General features: G+C 36.8%; 21 protein-coding genes and 1 pseudogene. 8 read left to right on the top strand and 14 right to left on the bottom strand.

Annotation, left to right across the window (positions count from 1 at the left end; translation table 11 throughout):
• Positions 1 to 52: 52 nt before the first annotated feature.
• Entirely contained in the window at positions 53 to 451 is a 399-nt protein-coding gene (locus tag ODZ84_RS01255) for an RNA recognition motif domain-containing protein (protein WP_266175207.1), read from the bottom strand.
• Positions 452 to 758: 307 nt separating this feature from the next.
• On the opposite strand from ODZ84_RS01255, the gene ODZ84_RS01250 reads away from it, so the two are divergent.
• The 8 genes and pseudogenes from ODZ84_RS01250 (at position 759) to ODZ84_RS01205 (ending at position 10,125) form a co-directional block, all read left to right on the top strand.
• Complete coding sequence (locus ODZ84_RS01250) at positions 759 to 1,154, top strand: acyl-CoA thioesterase (protein ID WP_266175206.1); 396 nt, start codon at positions 759 to 761, stop codon at positions 1,152 to 1,154.
• On the top strand, positions 1,151 to 1,711 hold the full coding sequence (locus tag ODZ84_RS01245; protein ID WP_266175205.1) for a helix-turn-helix domain-containing protein: 561 nt from the start codon (positions 1,151 to 1,153) through the stop codon (positions 1,709 to 1,711). The genes ODZ84_RS01250 and ODZ84_RS01245 overlap by 4 nt, the downstream gene beginning before the upstream one ends.
• Before the next feature lie 202 nt (positions 1,712 to 1,913).
• A pseudogene (locus ODZ84_RS01230) lies at positions 1,914 to 4,753 on the top strand (heavy metal translocating P-type ATPase).
• Positions 4,754 to 4,847: 94 nt separating this feature from the next.
• Entirely contained in the window at positions 4,848 to 5,576 is a 729-nt protein-coding gene (locus tag ODZ84_RS01225) for a DUF72 domain-containing protein (RefSeq protein WP_266175204.1), read from the top strand.
• 129 nt (positions 5,577 to 5,705) lie between these two features.
• Positions 5,706 to 6,572, top strand: coding sequence for a polysaccharide deacetylase family protein (locus tag ODZ84_RS01220; protein WP_266175203.1), 867 nt, complete (start codon positions 5,706 to 5,708; stop codon positions 6,570 to 6,572).
• Between the two features lie 201 nt (positions 6,573 to 6,773).
• Entirely contained in the window at positions 6,774 to 7,436 is a 663-nt protein-coding gene (locus tag ODZ84_RS01215) for a YggS family pyridoxal phosphate-dependent enzyme (protein ID WP_266175202.1), read from the top strand.
• A gap of 52 nt (positions 7,437 to 7,488) precedes the next feature.
• Positions 7,489 to 8,673: a sigma-54-dependent transcriptional regulator gene (locus ODZ84_RS01210; protein WP_266175201.1), complete on the top strand. Its 1,185-nt coding sequence runs from the start codon at positions 7,489 to 7,491 to the stop codon at positions 8,671 to 8,673.
• Positions 8,674 to 8,763: 90 nt separating this feature from the next.
• Positions 8,764 to 10,125, top strand: a complete 1,362-nt coding sequence (locus ODZ84_RS01205; protein ID WP_266175200.1) for an MATE family efflux transporter — start codon at positions 8,764 to 8,766, stop codon at positions 10,123 to 10,125.
• A 407-nt stretch (positions 10,126 to 10,532) separates the two neighbouring features.
• Here ODZ84_RS01205 and ODZ84_RS01200 read toward each other — a convergent pair whose 3' ends face one another.
• The 13 genes from ODZ84_RS01200 to ODZ84_RS01140 all read right to left on the bottom strand — a co-directional run bounded on the left by ODZ84_RS01200 (position 10,533) and on the right by ODZ84_RS01140 (position 20,247).
• The gene (locus ODZ84_RS01200; RefSeq protein ID WP_266175199.1) at positions 10,533 to 11,066 is read right to left on the bottom strand and encodes an RHS repeat-associated core domain-containing protein; all 534 of its coding nucleotides are present in this window, start codon (positions 11,064 to 11,066) and stop codon (positions 10,533 to 10,535) included.
• 212 nt (positions 11,067 to 11,278) lie between these two features.
• Positions 11,279 to 11,503, bottom strand: coding sequence for a DUF2283 domain-containing protein (locus ODZ84_RS01195; RefSeq protein WP_266175198.1), 225 nt, complete (start codon positions 11,501 to 11,503; stop codon positions 11,279 to 11,281).
• A gap of 12 nt (positions 11,504 to 11,515) precedes the next feature.
• Positions 11,516 to 11,686: a hypothetical protein gene (locus ODZ84_RS01190; protein WP_266175197.1), complete on the bottom strand. Its 171-nt coding sequence runs from the start codon at positions 11,684 to 11,686 to the stop codon at positions 11,516 to 11,518.
• 444 nt (positions 11,687 to 12,130) lie between these two features.
• Positions 12,131 to 12,775 (bottom strand): hypothetical protein, encoded by a 645-nt coding sequence (locus ODZ84_RS01185; protein WP_266175196.1) that lies wholly within the window; start codon positions 12,773 to 12,775, stop codon positions 12,131 to 12,133.
• Position 12,776: 1 nt separating this feature from the next.
• Positions 12,777 to 13,292: a hypothetical protein gene (locus ODZ84_RS01180; RefSeq protein ID WP_266175195.1), complete on the bottom strand. Its 516-nt coding sequence runs from the start codon at positions 13,290 to 13,292 to the stop codon at positions 12,777 to 12,779.
• Positions 13,293 to 13,523: 231 nt separating this feature from the next.
• Positions 13,524 to 13,787, bottom strand: coding sequence for a hypothetical protein (locus ODZ84_RS01175; RefSeq protein WP_266175194.1), 264 nt, complete (start codon positions 13,785 to 13,787; stop codon positions 13,524 to 13,526).
• A 162-nt stretch (positions 13,788 to 13,949) separates the two neighbouring features.
• On the bottom strand, positions 13,950 to 14,294 hold the full coding sequence (locus tag ODZ84_RS01170) for an SMI1/KNR4 family protein (RefSeq protein ID WP_266175193.1): 345 nt from the start codon (positions 14,292 to 14,294) through the stop codon (positions 13,950 to 13,952).
• Between the two features lie 323 nt (positions 14,295 to 14,617).
• Positions 14,618 to 15,031 carry an SMI1/KNR4 family protein gene (locus tag ODZ84_RS01165; RefSeq protein WP_266175192.1) on the bottom strand — a complete coding sequence of 138 codons (414 nt, stop codon included), beginning with the start codon at positions 15,029 to 15,031 and terminating at the stop codon, positions 14,618 to 14,620.
• Positions 15,021 to 15,344, bottom strand: coding sequence for a hypothetical protein (locus ODZ84_RS01160; protein WP_266175191.1), 324 nt, complete (start codon positions 15,342 to 15,344; stop codon positions 15,021 to 15,023). The genes ODZ84_RS01165 and ODZ84_RS01160 overlap by 11 nt, the downstream gene beginning before the upstream one ends.
• A gap of 23 nt (positions 15,345 to 15,367) precedes the next feature.
• Positions 15,368 to 15,685, bottom strand: a complete 318-nt coding sequence (locus ODZ84_RS01155; protein WP_266175190.1) for an HNH endonuclease — start codon at positions 15,683 to 15,685, stop codon at positions 15,368 to 15,370.
• A gap of 301 nt (positions 15,686 to 15,986) precedes the next feature.
• Positions 15,987 to 16,283, bottom strand: a complete 297-nt coding sequence (locus ODZ84_RS01150; protein ID WP_266175189.1) for a hypothetical protein — start codon at positions 16,281 to 16,283, stop codon at positions 15,987 to 15,989.
• Between the two features lie 21 nt (positions 16,284 to 16,304).
• Positions 16,305 to 17,726, bottom strand: a complete 1,422-nt coding sequence (locus ODZ84_RS01145; protein ID WP_266175188.1) for an RHS repeat-associated core domain-containing protein — start codon at positions 17,724 to 17,726, stop codon at positions 16,305 to 16,307.
• Entirely contained in the window at positions 17,689 to 20,247 is a 2,559-nt protein-coding gene (locus ODZ84_RS01140; RefSeq protein ID WP_266175187.1) for a DUF6443 domain-containing protein, read from the bottom strand. The genes ODZ84_RS01145 and ODZ84_RS01140 overlap by 38 nt, the downstream gene beginning before the upstream one ends.
• Positions 20,248 to 20,252 lie beyond the last annotated feature (5 nt).

The raw sequence follows: 20,252 nt of genomic DNA, 5'->3' as shown, positions 1-20,252 counted from the left end.
ATAAAATGAAAGATTTGCATAAAAAAAGCGGCTTAAAAGCCGCTTATATTTTTTAATAACGATTTCCACCGCCACGGTTGTTTCCACCACCGTAACCGCCACCGCCGCTACGATTTCCACCACCGTAGCCACCGCCACCGTTTCCACCTCTGCTGCTGTTTCCATAACCACCACCACTTCTGTTGTTATCGAAACTTCTTCTTGGCTTCTCTTCTCTTGGCTTAGCTTCAGATACGTTAAGAGTTTTTCCATTGAATTCTTTCTGATTAAGCGCTTCGATAGCCTGTGTGCCTTCTTCGTCACCCATTTCTACGAAACCAAAACCTCTTGAACGGCCAGTTTCCCTGTCCGTAACAATTTTAGCAGATGTTACATCGCCAAATTCTGCAAATAAATCGTGCAACTCATATTCTTTAGTTGCGTAATTGATGTTTGAAACAAAAATGTTCATTTTAAATAAAATTAAAAAATTAATAAAAATTTGGTATATAAAAGAAAAGCAACATAAATTAATGAACAAATATTGATTCCAAATATAAACTATCGCAAGATACAATTAAAATTTTCAAATCAAAACATTTTTTTTCAATATTTTATTCCATAAATTTTAATCGGTAAAGAGGATATAATCTGATCGTTTCGTGTGTGATAGCCGAAGCTGATCGAGAAAATAAATAATCCTTTTCAGAACAGTAAATCCCATAGGTTTGATAAAGCCGGTTTTAAACATTAAATTTGTCTTTTAAAAAAATAAACACATGAATTATCATACAAGAAAATGGGTAAAACCGGAAGATCTTAATCCTAACCAATCCCTTTTCGGAGGAAGACTGTTGCAGTGGATCGATGAGGAGGCTGCGCTTTACGCCATCATTCAATTGGAAAATACGAAAGTCGTTACAAAATTTATTTCAGAAATCAATTTTGTAAGTTCAGCAAAACAGGGTGATATTGTCGAAATAGGGATCGAAGTGATAAAATTCGGTTCCACATCGATCACATTAGCCTGTCAGGTGAGAAATAAAATGACCCGCCAGACCATTATTACTGTTGACAGGATTGTTATGGTAAACCTGGGTGAAGACGGTAACCCAACACCTCACGGGAAAACACAGGTTGAATTTGTAAAAGACCGGCTTAACAGTCAGTTATGAAGATCTTCATAAAAAATATGGTGTGTGGCAGATGTATTTCCGCTGTTTCTGCTATTTTCATTGAAAATAATATCCAGATTAAATCAATTGGTTTAGGTGAAGTGGAACTGGAAACGAGGATCCCGGAACAGCAACTCGAGGTCATTGAGAAAATTCTTATAAAAACAGGATTTGAAAGAATAAAAGATTCTTCCCGTAAGCTTGTAGAGAAAATTAAAAATTTAATTATTATCAAGATCAGCGAACTGGATATCGCAGAAAACTTTCTGTTATCAGAATATTTAAGTTCTACATTTCACAAAGACTACAGCGCACTGTCAAAAACATTTTCACAGAATGAAAATATTACTCTTGAGCAGTTTTTTATTCTTCAGAAGATTGAAAAGGTTAAAGAACTTCTTTTATATAATGAATTTACCTTAACAGAAATTGCGGGCAAGCTGGGCTACAAAAGTGTACAGCATTTATCATCACAATTCCGTAACAGTACGGGGTTTACCCCTACTGAATTTAAAAAACTGAAAGTTCATAACCGTAAACCTTTAGATTCTTTATAATTAAATCCTGAACTTACTGGGTATGGTATATTTATTAATTATTCTGAAAAAAAATGGGTGTGTTCATTAATCTATAAGATAGAAAATCAGGCTCTTCCTGAAACAAGCATTAAGGGCAGACAAAATTCTGTAAACATTATCCTTAAATTTATAACAGGTATCAAATTGAAAACCGGAAATTTGTAGTATAAATTAAAGGATCATGCAAAAACAATATAAAGTTCTCGGAATGACCTGTTCCGGCTGCCAGAAAAAAATTTCTGAAAAGCTTAACAGTCTCGAAAACATCAGTGCCGATGTACAGCTTGATAACAGCACCGTGACTATTAGTTCGGATAAAGAATTTGAATTAAATACTTTAAACAAGGCACTCGGAGAAATCGGAAACTATCAGCTGGAAGATCCGCACCATCCCGCACCCTCTTTTATAAAAACTCAGGACAGAGTTTCAGCATCTTCTGTATACTATTGCCCGATGGAATGTGAAGGCGAAAAAGTCTATTTCCAGCAGGGAAAAAGATGCCCGGTCTGTCAGATGTACCTGGTTCCGATTGAGGAAAAACAGGCTAAAGACCCTACTTTTAAACCGGTTTACTCTTCAGCCCATCTTCCTGAGAATTTCCAGGACAATATTGGAAAATATTACTGTCCCATGTTTTGTGAAAGTGACAAAGTCTACAATGAGAAAGGCGACTGTCCGGTTTGCCATATGCATCTGGAGGAAATCACTGAAGATCTGGTTAAAGATTCCTCTTTTAATGAACACCATTCCCACCATTCGGGCCATCATCATGAAACTCCGGAAGTAACAGATGAAATGGCAGGAAAATACTATTGTCCCATGTATTGTGAAGGTGACAAAGTGTATGATACCAACGTAGGCTGTCCTGTCTGCGGAATGGATCTGGTGAAATATCCTGAAAAAAAGCTGCACAATATACCTGTCCCATGCATCCGGAAATCATCAGAGACGAACCCGGAGATTGTCCGATTTGCGGAATGGACCTGGTGAGAATACCTGATAAAGGTGAGGAAGAAGATGAGACCTATACGGTTTTAAAACGGAAATTTACAGTTTCTTTAGCATTTACAATTCCGGTTTTCATCCTTTCGATGGGCGGGATGTTTATTGATTTCCCTTTCAACCATCAGATTCAGGGTATTTTTGAATTGATCCTGACGCTTCCGGTTGTGTTGTACTCCGGTTGGTTTCTGATGAAGAGAGGCTGGGTTTCTTTTAAAACCCGGAATCTGAACATGTTCAGTTTAATTGTACTTGGTGTTGCCGCTGCATTTATTTTCAGTTTGGTAGCCTTAATATTTCCGGATTATATTCCTCACGAAATCCGTGGTAATCATCATGAAATCCCGCTGTATTTTGAAGCGGTGTGCGTTATTCTGACCCTGGTTATTCTCGGTCAGCTGATGGAAGCTGCAGCGCACAAAAAAACAGGAAATGCAATCCGTGAACTGATGAACCTGTCACCGGATGAAGCCAATCTGATCATTAACGGGGAAGATAAGAAGGTGCTGTTATCCCAGGTGAAGGCCGGAGACTTATTAAGAGTAAAACCGGGTGAAAAAATACCTGTGGACGGGAGGATTACAGAAGGCAATTCAGTGGTGGATGAAAGTATGATTACCGGCGAGCCTATGCCCGTTGAAAAAACCATGGGCGATAAGGTAACCTCGGGAACCATCAACGGCAATCAGACCTTTATCATGAAAGCTGAAAAAGTAGGTGACGAAACACTGCTTTCGCAGATTATAAAAATGGTCAATGAAGCGAGCCGCAGTAAAGCGCCGATTCAGAAACTGACTGACAAAGTTGCCAGGGTTTTTGTTCCCGCTGTCATACTGACTGCCGTTTTAACGTTTATTTTATGGCAGATATTCGGTCCGGAAGGTCAGAGAACACTGTTTGCTTTTGTAAATGCGGTTGCCGTTCTTATTGTTGCCTGTCCATGTGCTCTCGGCCTTGCGACGCCGATGTCTCTGATGGTCGGAATCGGTAAAGGTGCAAAAAACGGTGTTTTAATTAAAAATGCTGAGGCACTGGAACAAATGCATAAAGTAAATGTTTTAATCACTGATAAAACAGGAACTTTAACTGAAGGAAAACCCTCTGTAGAACATATTGAAACAGCAGAAAATGATCAGGATTTAATTTTAAAGCTTGCTTATTCACTAAATCAAAATTCAGAACATCCTCTCTCAGGTGCGGTCATTAAAAAAGCAAAAAGCGAAAATATTTTGGCTGAAAAAGTTGAAAACTTTGAGAATATTTCAGGGAAAGGCGTTAGAGGAAAAATCAACGGAACAACCGTTTATCTGGGAAATGAAAGTCTCTTGAGGTCACATCAGATTTCAATTCCTGAAACCATAAAACAAAAAGCTAAGGAGGTTCAGCTAAAAGCCCACACCATCTCTTATATTGCTCAGAATACCGATGTCTTAGGGTTTATAAGCTTTACCGACAAAATCAAAGAGACTTCTAAACAGGCCGTCCGACAGTTAATGCGTGAAGGAGTGGATGTTATCATGATGACGGGTGACAATGAACATACCGCGAAAGCGGTTGCGGATGAGCTTGGAATCAGACATTTTAAAGCGAACTGCCTTCCTGAGGATAAATTGAATGAAGTTAAAAAACTCCAGCAGCAAGGGAAAATAGTAGCCATGACCGGTGACGGAATTAACGACTCTCCTGCCCTGGCTCAGGCCAACGTAGGCATTGCCATGGGTACGGGAACCGATGCAGCTATTGAGAGTGCAGAAATTACTTTATTACAGGGTGATATTTTAGGGGTAGCCAAAGCTAAATTACTGAGTGAAAAATTATTGAAAAATATTAAAGAAAACTTATTTTTCGCATTTATTTACAATGTTTTGGGAATACCGGTTGCGGCAGGATTATTGTATCCGTTTTTTGGAATCTTATTATCTCCGATGATTGCTGCCGCAGCAATGAGCGTAAGTTCTTTATCGGTGATTTTAAATTCGCTTCGGTTAAATTCTGTGAATCTGAATCATCATGAATAATCTCCTGCAGATTATATGCAGGCGGCCGGATAACAGGAAAAACTAAGTAACATCAGCGCAAGATCAGATCTACGTGCAATCTAAAATTAATATAATGGGAAAAGGAAGTCTTTATATCGGATGCTCAGGTTTTTACAATAACGATTGGAAAGGATCTCTGTATCCTGAAGATTCGAAAAGTAAAGATTTCCTGATTCTGTATTCGGAGACCTATAACAGCGTGGAAATCAACTCCACTTTTTACAGAAAACCCACGCAGAAAACATTGCAGAAATGGTTCGATGAGACACCTGAAGATTTCCGGTTTTTTATTAAAATTCCCAAAACCATTTCGCATGAAAAGCGGCTGAAAGATTGTAAAGCTGAAATTTCAGAATTTTGTGATCATATCCAGTCCGGTCTGAAAGAAAAGCTTGCAGGATTTCTCTATCAGTTCCCACCTTCTTTTAAAAATACGCCGGAAAATACTGACGTTATTCTTGATAACATTAATTTTAATTTTCTGAATGTGATCGAATTTCGCCATGAATCCTGGTGGAAGGAGGAAGTCTTCCATCTTCTACGTGAAAATAATATCGTATTTTCAGGAGTGAGTTTTCCGGGAAGCCTTCCGGAAGAGGTGATTATGAACCATCCTGATATCCTGTATTACCGCCTTCACGGAAAACCTGTCCTGTACAAATCAGAATACTCTGAAGAATTTCTTAAAGACTTAGCTGAAAAAATTGAAAAAGAACAACATAAAACGTTTATCTTTTTCAATAATACATGGGGAACTGCTGCTATTCATAATTCCCTGTATCTTAAGAAAATACTGGAATAAAAACAGACCGAGAATAAATTATTAAAATATCCTTAAAAAGTGAAATTTCATTGAAATCGGCATGTATTTTGTTAAGAAAAAGTTAAGGAAAATTAACAATTTTTAACAAAACAAATTCCATTACATTTTATGACAAAAAACTTTGCGGAAAAGTCGAGAAATATGACTTTTTCTGGGATGCTTGCATTGATGAGTGCAACTTCAATTTTATTTCACAGCTGTAATCAAACCAAAACAGGGAATGAATCTGACAAGATTATTTCCGATCACCATCCCACTGCAAAAGTTGTCCCCGACATTGATGATGAAAATGTTCCTTCTGATAAAAGAGTGATCTATCTCACCTTTGATGACGGTCCCAATCGCGGAACCGAAAACCTTCTTAAGATCTTACATAAAAGAAATATCTGTGCTACGGCCTTCCTGGTCGGAAAACATGCCTATGGCAGTAAAAAACAAAAAGATGATCTGGAACTTTTAAAAAGTGACCATCTGGTGGAACTGGCTAACCACAGTTTTACCCATGCTCACAATAAGTATACGGACTTCTATAAAAATCCGGTAGCTGTGGTTCAGGATTTTGACACGGCCAAAGACAGTCTGAAACTGTACAGTAAAATTGCCCGGACTCCCGGAAGAAACATATGGAGGCTGAATAATATTACCGTTACGGATCTTAAAAGTTCTACAGCAGCTGCCAACAGCCTGAAAAAAGCAGGCTATAAAGTAATCGGATGGGATCTGGAATGGAAACCCTCGAATAAAATGGCGCTGAAAGGTAATCATGAAGCCATGCTTAAAAAAGTAGACAGTATTTTCTTTAATGATTTGGAAAAAACATCCAGACATCTTGTTTTCTTAACACATGACCAGTATCTGACTGACACCGATTCTGTGAATGAACTGGACCTATTCCTCGAGAAATTACAGAAAACCAATAGGTTTGAATTCAGAAAAATATCGGAATATCCTAAAATCAATGAGGTTCTGAATTAATTTTTGAATACAGATGCATAGACCTCACTCAGTATGATATCCCGATGTTATTGTTTTAGAATAACAATCAGCTTCCGGTACATCATATTGGGCAAAGTTTGAGTATTTTAAAACAATTATTTATCCGCTGAAAGCAGTCAGCCATTAACTAAAATCATATTTCATTCGTTTTTTGCTTTAAAAATTCAGAAATTTGCGATTATGAGTATTCAGGAAAATTATTACGATACAAAAAACCGGCTTCCGGAGCATGTACAGCTGGTTGCCGTTTCAAAAACCCATCCCGTGTCTGCTATTCAGGAGGTGTACGATTTGGGGCAGAGAATCTTTGGTGAAAATAAAGTTCAGGAAGTGATGGAAAAGTACCCGCTTCTTCCGAAAGATATTCAGTGGCATATTATCGGCCATCTTCAGACCAATAAAGTGAAATATATCGCTGAATTTGTTGATACCATCCAAAGTGTTGATTCTGAGAAACTGATGAAAGAAATTGATAAGGAAGCGGCAAGACATCAACGCACCATTAAGATTCTGCTCCAGGTAAAAATTGCGAGAGAAGAAAGCAAATTCGGCCTGGATAATGAGGAGGCAAGAGATTTATTTCAGAAATATATCCACGGAGATTTTCCGAATATTGAGATTACGGGTCTTATGGGCATGGCGAGTTTTACAGACGATAAAGATCAGGTGAGAGGAGAGTTTTTAACCCTGAAAAAATTATATGATGAATTCAATCAGCATAAGAAGTTAGGTACCCTATCGATGGGAATGAGTGATGATTTTCCGGTTGCGATAGAATGCGGTGCCAATTCCGTGAGGGTGGGCTCAGCAATTTTCGGGAGACGGGATTATTCAAACCGTTGATTTAGGTATAGTTTTTGCTAATAATTCAATCAAAAAATCTAAATTTGCAACTATGCAAAAAATCCTTATTGTAGAAGACGAAAAAGCAATCTCAGGTGTACTCCACAGTATTCTTTCTGATGAACTTACTGACTATGAATTTGTTATTGCCGAAGACGGCCTTGAAGGCTACAAACATATTGAAAAAGAAGACTTCGCGCTGATCATTTCTGATATCAAAATGCCAAAACTTTCCGGAACGGAACTTTTAAAGCAAAGCCTGATGCTGAAGCCTGAAAGTACCTTTATCATGATTTCGGGACATGCAGACATAGATTCAGCAGTATCCTGCTTAAGAGACGGTGCATATGATTTTATTTCCAAGCCTATTGACATTAACCGTCTGATCACCAGCGTTAAAAATGCTCTGGCTAAAGAAACCCTGAAGAAAGAAAACAAAAATCTTCAGACCGAAAATAAAACCCTTAAGAAAAAAGTAAGCAAGAAATATCAGATGATCGGTGAATCTGCAGGTTTGAAAAAGATTCAGGATATGATCGAAAAGGTAGCTTCTTCTGATGCGAGAGTGCTTATTACAGGGCCCAACGGTGCGGGAAAAGAATTGGTAGCTCATGCGATTCACAATCAGAGTGACAGAGCAAGAGGTCCTATGGTAGAGGTAAACTGTGCGGCCATTCCTTCTGAACTGATCGAGTCTGAATTATTCGGACACGTGAAAGGTTCTTTCACCGGAGCTATTAAAGATAAGCAGGGAAAATTCGAGCAGGCTAACGGAGGTACGATTTTCCTGGACGAGATCGGTGATATGAGCTTAATTGCTCAGGCAAAAGTATTAAGAGCTTTACAGGAAAGTAAAGTTTCTCCTGTGGGGAGCGATAAAGAAATAAAAGTTGATGTAAGGGTACTTGCAGCAACCAACAAAAATATGCAGGTCGAAATCGAAGCCGGAAGATTCCGTGAGGATTTATACCACAGACTTTCGGTAATTGAAATCTATGTTCCGCCATTGGATGAGAGAAAAGAAGACATCAAAATGTTAGTAGACCATTTTTCGGGGATGATCTCTGATGAGCACGGCACTGCTGTGAAAAAATTTGATGACAAGGCTATTGAAGCTTTAAAAGCCCTATCCTGGACCGGAAATGTCAGAGAATTAAGAAACGTTGTGGAAAGGTTGATTATTTTAGGTGGAGCTACGGTTTCTGCTGATGACGTTGCAAGTTTTGTAAGGAAATAATACTGATATTATTTTAGCGATATAAAGATTTGCAGGTAACACTGCAAATCTTTTTTTTTGAATCAAACGAAATGAATTGAATATAAAACGATGAACTTTTTAAATAAGAATTACACAAAAGAGTGCCTTACCCTGGCGCTTCCGGTTATGTTGACGCAGGTGGGACAGGTCTCGGTGAATTTATTCGACAATATTATTGTCGGGAAACTATTGGGTGCCGACGCCCTGGCATCTGTTTCTCTGGGAAATGCGGTATTTTTCTCTATGTTTGTCCTCGCACTGGGATTTTCTTTTGCCATTCCGCCGCTGGTTTCAGAGGCACATTCCAAAGGGGATCACAAAACCATCAATTCGGTATTCAGCCATGGATTTGTCATCAATATGACAGTGGGGATTATTTTAATGGGTGTCCTTCTATTGGGCCTCCCTCTACTCTACCATTCCGGTCAGCCAGCTAAAATTGTTCCGGATACTGTTGACTTTTTAGGAATCATGGCGATCAGCATCATTCCTTTTATGGCTTTTCAGACTTTGAGAGAGGTTTCGGAAGGACTTTCTTATACCATCGGGGTGACCAAAGCTACGATCATCGCCAATGTTATTAATATTGTTTTGAATTATGTTTTCATTGAGGGACTCTGGATTTTCCCAGAAATGGGGGTAAAAGGATCAGCCCTGGCAAGTTTGATCGCCCGTATTTTTATGGTGGTTTTCTTATACTATGTTCTTCTGAAAGAGAAGAAGACAAGACGATACATCAAAGATTTTTCATTAAAAGTTGAAGTGTTTACGAAGGCTATGTTCGAAAAAATGGTGAGACTGGGCTTTCCGACGGCTTTACAGATGTTTTTTGAAGTCACCGCTTTTGCGGGAGCGGCATTTATCTGCGGATTAATTTCAGCTCATGACATCGCTTCACACCAGATTGCACTGAGTATGGCTTCATTTACCTTTAATTTATGTATCGGTTTCAGCGTTGCGTCTACCGTTATGATTGGGAGGAAGCTGGGTGAACAGAATTATGCTGAGCTTCGAAACGTAGGCATCAATAATCTCAAGATCGCCTTTATTTTCATGATTATCTGCGGAATTATCTTTGTCCTGGGAAGAAATATCCTGCCGACTTTTTTCACAAAGAAAGAAGAAGTTGAGGTGATCATGCTGGCTTCTAAACTCATGATTATCGCTGCTCTGTTTCAGCTTTCAGACGGCATTCAGGTAACGGCACTTGGCATGCTGAGAGGATTGCAGGATGTGAAAATACCTTCCATCTATACATTTATCGCTTACTGGGTTATAACGATTCCTTTGGGATATTTACTTTGCGTAACTTTAAAAATGGGCGCATTCGGAATGTGGATTGCCCTGGGATTGGGCTTAACGGTTTCTGCGGTAATGCTTGTCCAACGATTTTTAAACAGGTCTGCGATGAAAGTAAAGCAGAATTTATGATATTGAAAGCGGTCTTAGGATCGCTTTTTTTATTTATGGATCTTTATCCAACTTTCAATGATTTGAATTAAATGGTTCCAAAAAAGATAAAGTTATTATTCAGTTTTCCTTGTGGACTTATTCTGTTTTACAGCTTATACCTAATTTCCAAATACAATGACATACCTTACACCATTCCGATCCATGGGTATGGTGAAAAAGCAGATATCTGCAGTAGTAAAGTTTATTTATTTCTGACTATTGGAATTAATATTATTTTATTAACCTTTTTCTGGTTTTTAATAAAAAATCCACACAAACTGAATCTGCCCATTGAGATTACTGATAATAATAAGGAAATAATCTATAAAAACATACCGGTATTTTTAGTCTGCACATCCATTTTTACAACAATAATATTTTGCATTCTATTTAGTGATGTTGTCTTTTAATCCATAAGCCTGCCTAAACTTATGTTTAAAGGAATTCCAAGAAAATTCTACGACATCTGCCAATAAAGAGCTGTTCTGATCAAAAGTAAAACGTCCCAGAACTCCGGTGAACTTGCTATACATTTGCAAGCTGTTTGCACCCAGATTTACCGTATTATTCCAGGTTGAAGAATTTCCCTGAGGATTAATGATTACCGGAGGTAAGGCATACGCCCAGTCTCCCATGGTAAAATGACCATCATAACTTACTGTAGAGTTGTAGGCAAGACCGGCTCCGCCCCCACCTCCCTTGCCGCCTCCATCATAGCTGGTAAAGCCATTACCGTCATTATACCAATAAGAGTTGGTACCTTCAGGGGTCTTATCCCACATGACCGTCCATATTGCGGTTGCCCTTCCGTCGGGATCAAACCTATTGATAGGATTATTCAGCACGTAGGCGTAAGGACCTGCAAACAGATAGTCTTCTGCTAACCGGTCTATCCCATTCCATATTCCTATATCCGGCATGAACTACCGCCAGCCATAGCTGTATATTCCGGTTTCCTAAGTCTTTTTATAATACTAACACATTTGATTATCTTCAATATTGTAAATAGTCTATTTTAATTCCTATGCTACCTAAATATCATTTTAAGTTTTAATTTCAATTTAATTTTAAAAATATAGTGTTAATTTTCAACGCTATATTCTTCATCATCATGTTTGATACATTACAAACATCAATCTTTTTCACTCAATTTCTCTATTTTTTTTTCGTCAATATATTTTGAAGCAGGCATAATTTCTATACCCATAATTTTACCTTTTTTATTAAAAAGTAATCCTATCTCATTTTTCAATTCCAGTGGCCAAATTTCATTTTCATAATTTATCTTCTCTTTTTCTATATCATCTACAATCCATATATAGAGGCCATCTACTTCTTTATCATATTCAAATTTCATAATTTTTAATTTTTAAGGTAATTTAAATCCCGTTTCGGGTCTTATGCTCATAATTAAATTTCTAGTCTCATCAATAGCAACCTTTACTCCTCCATGATTATAAACTTTTATAATATTTCCTGAAAATTTTCCTGTACCAATTTCAGTTACCACAGTGTTTGCTGTTTTTGCCCCATTTATCACTGAACTTACCAATTCTTCTGTTGCTCCTCTTCCTAAACCGCTTTTCCTCCAAGCGTGATTTGATATTTCAAAACCATCAATTATAGAATTTTTTGTAATTGGAGTACCTAATTTTGAAAAATCAGCTACAATCTTAGAAGCGACATTCGCATAAGCATTGTTAATTACACCTTATAAATATTCTCCTACACCCGCTGCCTGCCATCCCGCAGCCAGAAGTTCTCCGCCGGCCATAGAAGCCGGCAGTTCCAGAAACAGAAAATTTTCTGCCGCGGATACAGATCTTTACTTTAGTATTTTCTACGGCATCGGCCAATAAATAGCGGTTCTGATCATAAGTACATTCGCACAGTTTGCCAGAAAATTACCAATATTTTAAAATTAGAGAATTGATTTTTCAATACTCTAATTTATTAACAACTCGTTTTGAACATTACTAGAATATTATTGAAGTAACTCTTGTATGTTCGATGCTCTCTTTTTTACAATATACGGATCGTGCAGAAGTTCGTAAACTGTACCTTTACTATCAACAGCTAAATAATCCCCATCTCCCAATATCTTAATGGTGTAGAAAACTCCTTCGGGAATTTCAATTTTAAATGCATCATCAATATCTAATTTTGAAAGCTGATCTTTATTTAATTTTCCGATGATCTCTAACAGTTCATCCTTATCTTGATTTCTAAAATGTTTTTCATTAAGTTTTGATAAATTTATTTTTGTAAAGTCAAAATTTTCAAAAGCTATACTTTCTGATTTAAAACCTCCAAAGAAACCAGTCAAAATATCCAATTCAATACTGACAAACTTACTTAATGTTTTTTCCCAAACTTCAATATTCTGTATAATAAAAAATTGGGGGAAATTTTTTCTTTCAAACTTTTTCTCAAGAGCTGCATTGAGCAAAAAAGTATATGAATTTTCATACCCCAGTGGGTTTGGTTTCCAACCTAAAATAAAATCTTTTGTAAGTTGCTTTTCTAAATATAAGTATCTCTTAGGCAACACATTAATAATATTTTTAAAAAAACAAATCTCTCGATCTTCAAATTTGTACTCTTTTTTTCTTTTAAAAAATTCAAACATATTATTTCCATGTTAAATTATATATTTCTTTTACCCATTTTGGAGCTGTTCTTGCTCTATACGGATCCACCATCGCATGTCCTAAACTACTAATAGGCTGCAAATTAAAACGATTATTTAAAAGCCAATTTGGCGCCCACTTAGCTCTCTGAGGAATAAATCTATGATGCAATTCCATATACTGTTTCCAAACCTGTCCTGTTTCTCTATTAATTAGTGGATCTAAAGACGGTTTTACATTTTTTGCCCAATAAGCAGCCCTATATTCAGCAAAAGTAGGACCTCCCTTAGTTACATAATTAAATGCCTGTCCTAAATATTTGCTTATCCCGGCAGCCCGCCATCCCGCAGCCAGAAGTTCTCCGCCGGCCATAGAAGCCGGCAGTTCCAGAAACAGAAAATTTTCTGCCGCGGATACAGATCTTCCTACTTTGGTGTTTTCTACGGCATCCGCCAATAGAGAACTGTTCTGATCAAAAGTAAAACGTCCCAGAACTCCGGTGAACTTGCTATACATTTGCAAGCTGTTTGCACCCAGATTTACCGTATTATTCCAGGTTGAAGAATTTCCCTGAGGATTAATGATTACTGGAGGTAAAGTATATTATCCTACTAACATTTTTCGCTGTATTTATAAAACTTTTCTAAATTAAAATTAGGGCACTGATTTCAATACTTTGACATATTTCACATCTCAATTAAGTATAAAAGGATAAGCTTTTGTCTCAGAAATATATAATTCCAAAATCTATAAATCTTCGAAATCAGCATTATCTATATTATATTTTTGCAATAATAAATATGCACGTTCTGATACTGCCAATCCATTTTTTTCAGTAATAAAAAAATCATCTTTGTTTAACTCTCCACTTATTTTAGCCCAAAAGAAGTTTGGAAGTTCTCTATTTGGATAAAGATCTAAAAAATTTTCAGATTTCGATACTAATACTTCATCAAAGTTAATACCTGTAAGTCCTTCAGATTCTATCCCTTTCCTTAGTTGCTCTGTCACTATATAACATGGAAAGGATTCTAAAATATCATTTCCTAACCAACCTTCAAATTCATAGTTAAGATTTTTAATAAGAGGAGGAAAAAAAGAATTATCTATTTGTGTTTTTTCTCCTAAACTTCCAGCTACTTCTGGTTCAATAAGTTTATACGTAGATACCGGCTAATATATTTCTAATTCACCGTTTTCAAACTTATATAAAAATTCTGAAAATGATTTAGCAAGTAAAATAGCATCACTTTCTTGCATCCCTATAAATGGTATTGAATAAATGCTATTATTTTCTCTATTAATGAATATCCCGACACCACCACCATTAGTTCCAATAGCGATATAATTTGGAACGAATTTTTCTGTTTCGTAATCATTATTAATTTCCTTTAATTCGTCTAATGGAAATAATTCAATATATCCGTTTTCAGAATTTATTTCGTTAGCTTGTAAATTTTTTATAAAAGAAACATAATCTTCTGAAAACTCAAACATTGTATTCATAAAATCAGGCATTATTAATCATATAATCCAAGAGCCTTTTTGCAATATATTCATATGAATATCCCCGATCCTTTAACTTTAGATCTGATTCAATCAAATCAACAGCATGATCGACCGGAAATAACTCAATATATTTACTACCATCTTTTTCAAAAACAAGGTCACCATCCGTTTCTTCGATTCCAAAAATTGCAATTTCCTAATTTATATCTAATGAATCTTTTAAGCAAACGATAAGTGCTTCACATTCCTCATTTACGTGGATTTTTCTATATAAACCCTCAAATTTTTCTGGATTAATTAAATTATCAATAAAATTTAAATAAATCATTTTATCATTGTTGATTAAGTGATATTAAAAAATCTTTAAATGAATTTCCCCTTACTTCAGGAGAAACATCACCTATATCTAAGAAGTCTATACCAACAATATTTCCTGTAACCTTATCAAAGGCATAGCCATAATTTGATCCATCTGTGCCAAAAAAAAACAGGTTAAAACATTCCTTCACATCCTCATAATAGGGATTGCATGATAAAATATTTTGAATATCCCATAATGTTAGGTATTGTTCCAAACCAACAATCCCCTCAGCACCATTATATTTAGCAATAAAATCCAAATATTCTTTGTCTATATTGAAATCAATTTTTTGCAAAAGTTTTTCATATAATAATTGACTGGGAATTTCATTTTTAGCTTCAACCCTTTTACGTAAGTTAATTGAATTCATATCATCAGGCATCATTTATTCTATATTCTATAAGTCTTTGAGCTATTTCGTAACTCGTAATATTGTTATACATATTAATATATTCTTCTACCATTTCCTGAGCCATTTCCAAAGGAAATAGTTGGACAAATTTCAACCCATTATTTTCATAAGCTAAATAATCATCCGTTTGTTCAATTTCAAAAATATATGTATCTGATTCCAAATTTATTTGGTCTTCCATATAAATCAACAATGCTTCTGACTCTTTATTTAATTTAAGCAAATCATATAATTCCTCAAGTTTTACAGAGTCTCTAAGATATTTCACCAAATCTTCTAATTTCATTTTTTAAATTATTTAAATATTAATTACTTGCCCCAAATCGACATACCTCCTTTACCATTATTAGGATGCATAATTTTCCAAAAAGAACCTCCGGGTATACTTGGATGCTGACTTTTTGGAACTAATTGCATAACTCCCTCTCCAATATCATGATGCCAAACCCAGTTTGTTGGAGATTTTCCTAAAATATTTCCTGTTGCAGATGTTGGAATTTTAATTCCTAGATCTGAAATACCTGCTGCAAATTTGGCATCTGATGCTATGGCATTTGCCAATGATGTATTAGCTGATTTGAAATGCGTATAATACCCTCTTTTTAATAAATCATTCTCTAACTTCATCTCATAAGAAGCTCCGTCAGCTTCTTTAAAGCAACTACTGCAAAAAGTCCGACTTCCTTAGCAAGACACCTATTTTCAGGCTCCCGGTTACCAGCATTTACTCTTCCATTGATCATTACCGGGTAATCCATATAAATTCTCTTATAGCATTTCCGCTGTTTTACAAACTTCAAAGTTAGCTAAGGAATTGATTCAGCACCAGAATTATTTGACTTCTTAATGAAGATAAAAGATAGCAACTCCAATCCTGATGGTTTTTGTTTAATCAATACAAATGTACCGTTTATGATTAATCTGGAGTTTATTTTTCTAATTCTCTTTTAATCATATTTAGCCATTTAAATGCTTCTTGAGAATTTTCAAAATATATGTTTGCTTCATCTCTTATATATTCCCAATAAGCTTCTATACTATTTATCAGAGCAGGTAACTCTTTTTCTTTTACTATTCTCAATACTCTTTCAGAAGCTTCTGATTTATTACAGTCCGCAATATAATTTGAAACTACTTCTTCATCTGTTAAATTTTCAAAATCAGCATCAGGAAAATAGGCTCCAAAAAATTGAGTTAATTGAGGAAATTCATTTTCAAAATTCATATATATATTATTTTTGCTTTATTATCTTGGGAATGATGTTAATATAAAATAGCCTCCATTTCCATTTGACTTTAATATAACTCTAGCATTCGTCAAATCGTTCACAACATTCGTTGTTCTCATAATTCCTCTACCAATATTTGTTGAACCAGAGTATTCTAACCTTAAGCTATTAGTCATTCCTGATCGCAACCAAGATTTAATAGCTCCTCTATTACTTTTTATGGTTGAAGAAATAACAGACTCTGCTATTGCTTCGTTAGTAAAAGAACTTGCGCCTGTAATTCTTCTTTGAGTAGCTAGACGACTAATTAAATCAGCATCAGTTTTACCAACATGTCTAGCTAATGTATGCCCCAAGGCAGAGCCTTCATGATAGGCTAACCAACCTTCTGCTTTTACCAATCCCGGTTTCTTTAAAGCAACTGCCGCAAAAAGCCCTACTCCCATAGCAAGGTACCTGTTTTCAGGCTCCCAGTTGCTTATGACCTGGCCTGCCACATCAAGAACACCTGCAGGATCACCGAAGCCGCCAATCATTTTTACCGGACCGTCATTCCTCATCCACGCCATCCGATCCATATTGCCACCACCATTCCGATAGCTCCAGCTTGCCAGGGATTGATCGAATGCCATTCCCATGGCAAAGATATTAGGGAAGTAATTATCGCCTTTATTCCAGTTACCGGCATTTCCGCTTCCATTAATGATTACCGGAGGTAAGGCATACGTCCAGTCTCCCATGGTAAAATGGCCATCATAACTTACTGTAGAGTTGTAGGCAAGGCTACCCCAACCGCCTCTACCGCCTCCATCATAGCTGGTAAAGCCATTACCGTCATTATACCAATAAGAGTTGGTACCATTAGGCGTGCTTGCCCACATAGACTGCACCGGAGCCGGCATCCCCCAGAAATCTATGGGAGCCTGTATTACAGGATTATTCTGCCTGCCATCAGGATCAAACATATTCACCGGATTGTTGGCTACGTAGGAATAGGGAGCAGTAAAGTGATAGTTTTCCGCTAATGGGTCTATGCCGTTCCACTTTCCAATATCGGGCATATAATCTCTCCAGCCGTAGCTGTACATGCCCGTCTCCTGAAGTTCCTTACCATTATACTTATTGTTCTTATAGCTTACATTTCCGAAGAATGCATTTCCTGTTTTTAAATGATTCATTCCGAAGGGGTAATAATCATTAGCATCCGTAATCTCAAGAGCACCTGCGCTGTTTCTTGCATAAGAAACCCGTATGTTTCCTAAATGGTCAACATACTGGTAAATATACTGATCTTTTTGGTAGTCATAAAACCCTTCAGCTGTCGGAAAATATTGAAGGTCGGGGTTTTTTACAGATGTCATAACACTAACGTTTCCTCCAAAAGGCGAGTCACTGGTAGGATCAGGCACACTGATAAGGCTGAACGTCTCTGGCTGCATTGCCCTTGCAGATAATGAAGAAACCGAGAAGAAGCTCTGTGCGATCCCAACCCACACCGGAATTTGTGGTGGTTTTAGACTGGTACTGAAAGCCGTCCAGATAATCTGTCACACTCTTAGTGATCATCTGCCCACTAAAACCGGAAATGATTGTGGTATTTTCTTTGCGTAGCTTTGTTCCGGATGAATTATATTTTGTATCTATGGTAATATCTTCCATACCCGGCTGCATTTTGAGCTGATAAGGAAGGTTCAGGTAGTTGTATTGTATCACACTGATGCCTTTGTCCGGTATGATGACTATATTCCCGTTTGCATCGTACCCGATATTACTGCCCACACTTCGATATCCTGTCGGGTTTTGTGTAGCATCGGTAATTTTTGTTGCCTGGTTTCCGGTGTAGGTGTAGCTCAGGTTATCTATTACCGTTGCTGTATTGCTTCCGTACTCTGCCACAGAAGTCCTGTAGAGGCTTTGGATATTACCGTTCAGGTCATAAGATAAAGATTCTGTATTTTCTCTGCTGTAAGGATTATCAGGATTTTGATAATACCCTGCAATCAGCCTGTTTGCATGGTCATAAGAATATCCATACCGCTTTGGTGTAAGAGATGGGTTTACGCCCAATACTTCCACCGTTTTCCAGTCTATCTCTGCTATAGTACCGTTATATTTTGGCTTTACATTTTTTCCTGCAAATTTTATAGGGTCAGGATTATCGATGCCATCTTTCTGATTGTATTTTATGCTGTAAGCAAATAGTTTTCCACCCAAATCAGACATTTGCATCTGATTTTTATTGATATCTGTAAGCCAACCCCTAATGTTATATGAATAATCGATGCTTTGGAGGTTATTTCCTACTTTTTTGTTGATCAATTGAGATAAGTCATTATAAGTATTTTCTGATAAGAGCACCTCCGGCTTATCATCTACTTTATGATAATACTGCTTCAGCCTCATCTGGTTATCATATACAAACCGCTCCCTGATGGTAACTCCCGGCTCATCAGGCCTTCGTGCATGATAAGTGAAGGTTTTCTTTGGAAATCCTGTAAAATCCAGCTCAGTTTCTGTTTTAGTGTATCCTCCCAGATGATTCACCGAATGGGTCCCTATCGTCCTGCCCAAAGTGTCATACCAAATAAAATCCGATGACCAGTAATCATCTTCAATATTTTTTGTATATGAAGCGGTAGGAAATGTCTGTGTACTTCTTACAGAAGAAAGACCATGAGAAACAACCGTAGCAGGAACAGATGCTAAAGTGGACTGATTCTGAATTTGTCCGGGCTGGATGGGAGAACCTGCAGGATAAGTGTCATAATAGTTCAAAGACAGTAAAGCAATCCACTTTGAGGAATAAGGATAAGTAGTATCCGGATTGTCATAATAGACATCCATTCCCTGCCTGTTAAAAGACACGTAGTTAACCCTGTTAAGGTTATTAAGTCCCATTGCGTCAACTATACTTTGTTCTTCAGCTCTTGACGCTCCCGTACTAAGGCCTGTAATGGCTATTCTTCCAAAACTGTCATATTTGGTATAAAGCCATTGTCCCTTTGCTTTTAAATTGGCATCCTGCGTGGCTACAAGTCTGTTTTGATTGTCATAAACGAAATATTCCCAACCTTTTCCCGCTATCTTCCTTTCTGCCAATCTATTATATTTATCATATTTATACTGGTAGCAAAGCTGATCTAAAACCGATGCTGTTATCTCCGAAATGGAAGCTTTTGGAGGAAGTATAAAAGACAAATTACCAAACTCATCATAAAGATAATATGTGTCCAATTTTTCGGTACTCCCATTTGGTGTTTTATTAATCTGACGTATCAGTATACTTTGGCCTGAAGAATTGGTAAACGTATGAGTTTCATTAGTATCTTCATCCTTTGTTATTAGCTTATTTAAAGAATTTATACCATAATAACCCCCTGAACTATAAGCATCATCAGGTGCAAGGTTCAAAGTAACGTCATTAACCTTTGAAGATGAGTTCCAGGAGGTGGTTACCTTATATTTTTTTACTTCATTAGATCCGTTAAAATAATATTTTAGGCTTTGCACATGATTTCCGCCTATCTGCCAATCCGTACCTGGAGAAGCTTTCTTTTCTGCCCTTCCTAATGGTGATTTTTCATAAAGGATTTCAGAGTAAGCATTGGAAACACCATAATAACCATTCACGGAACTTTCGCCGATACCCAAAAAATGGGCTCCATTTTGGGAATCTACCGGCAAAGGAAGAAAACTTTTGGTTTGTCTTCCCAAATCGTCATACATTACCGGAATAACAAGGTCTTTCCCGTTCGGTGAAGATTTGATGCTTATATTTTGAGTTACTCTCTGTAACCCGTCCAGATATTGTACATTTTGTAATTGTTTTGCATTTGAAAAACTAACAGTAACAGGCTCCAGGTAAGTTCTGGAATATATAAAATTCTCTGATGTAGATAGCGTCTGGGAATCGAACAAAGAAACTGCCAGCGAAGAGAATATTAATAATATTTTTTTCATAGTGC

Source organism: Chryseobacterium fluminis (genome assembly GCF_026314945.1).
In the GTDB taxonomy this organism is placed as follows: Bacteria; Bacteroidota; Bacteroidia; order Flavobacteriales; family Weeksellaceae; genus Chryseobacterium; species Chryseobacterium fluminis.
The sequence above is the reverse complement of the archived record's forward strand: the minus strand, read 5'-3'. Positions and strand labels throughout refer to the sequence as shown.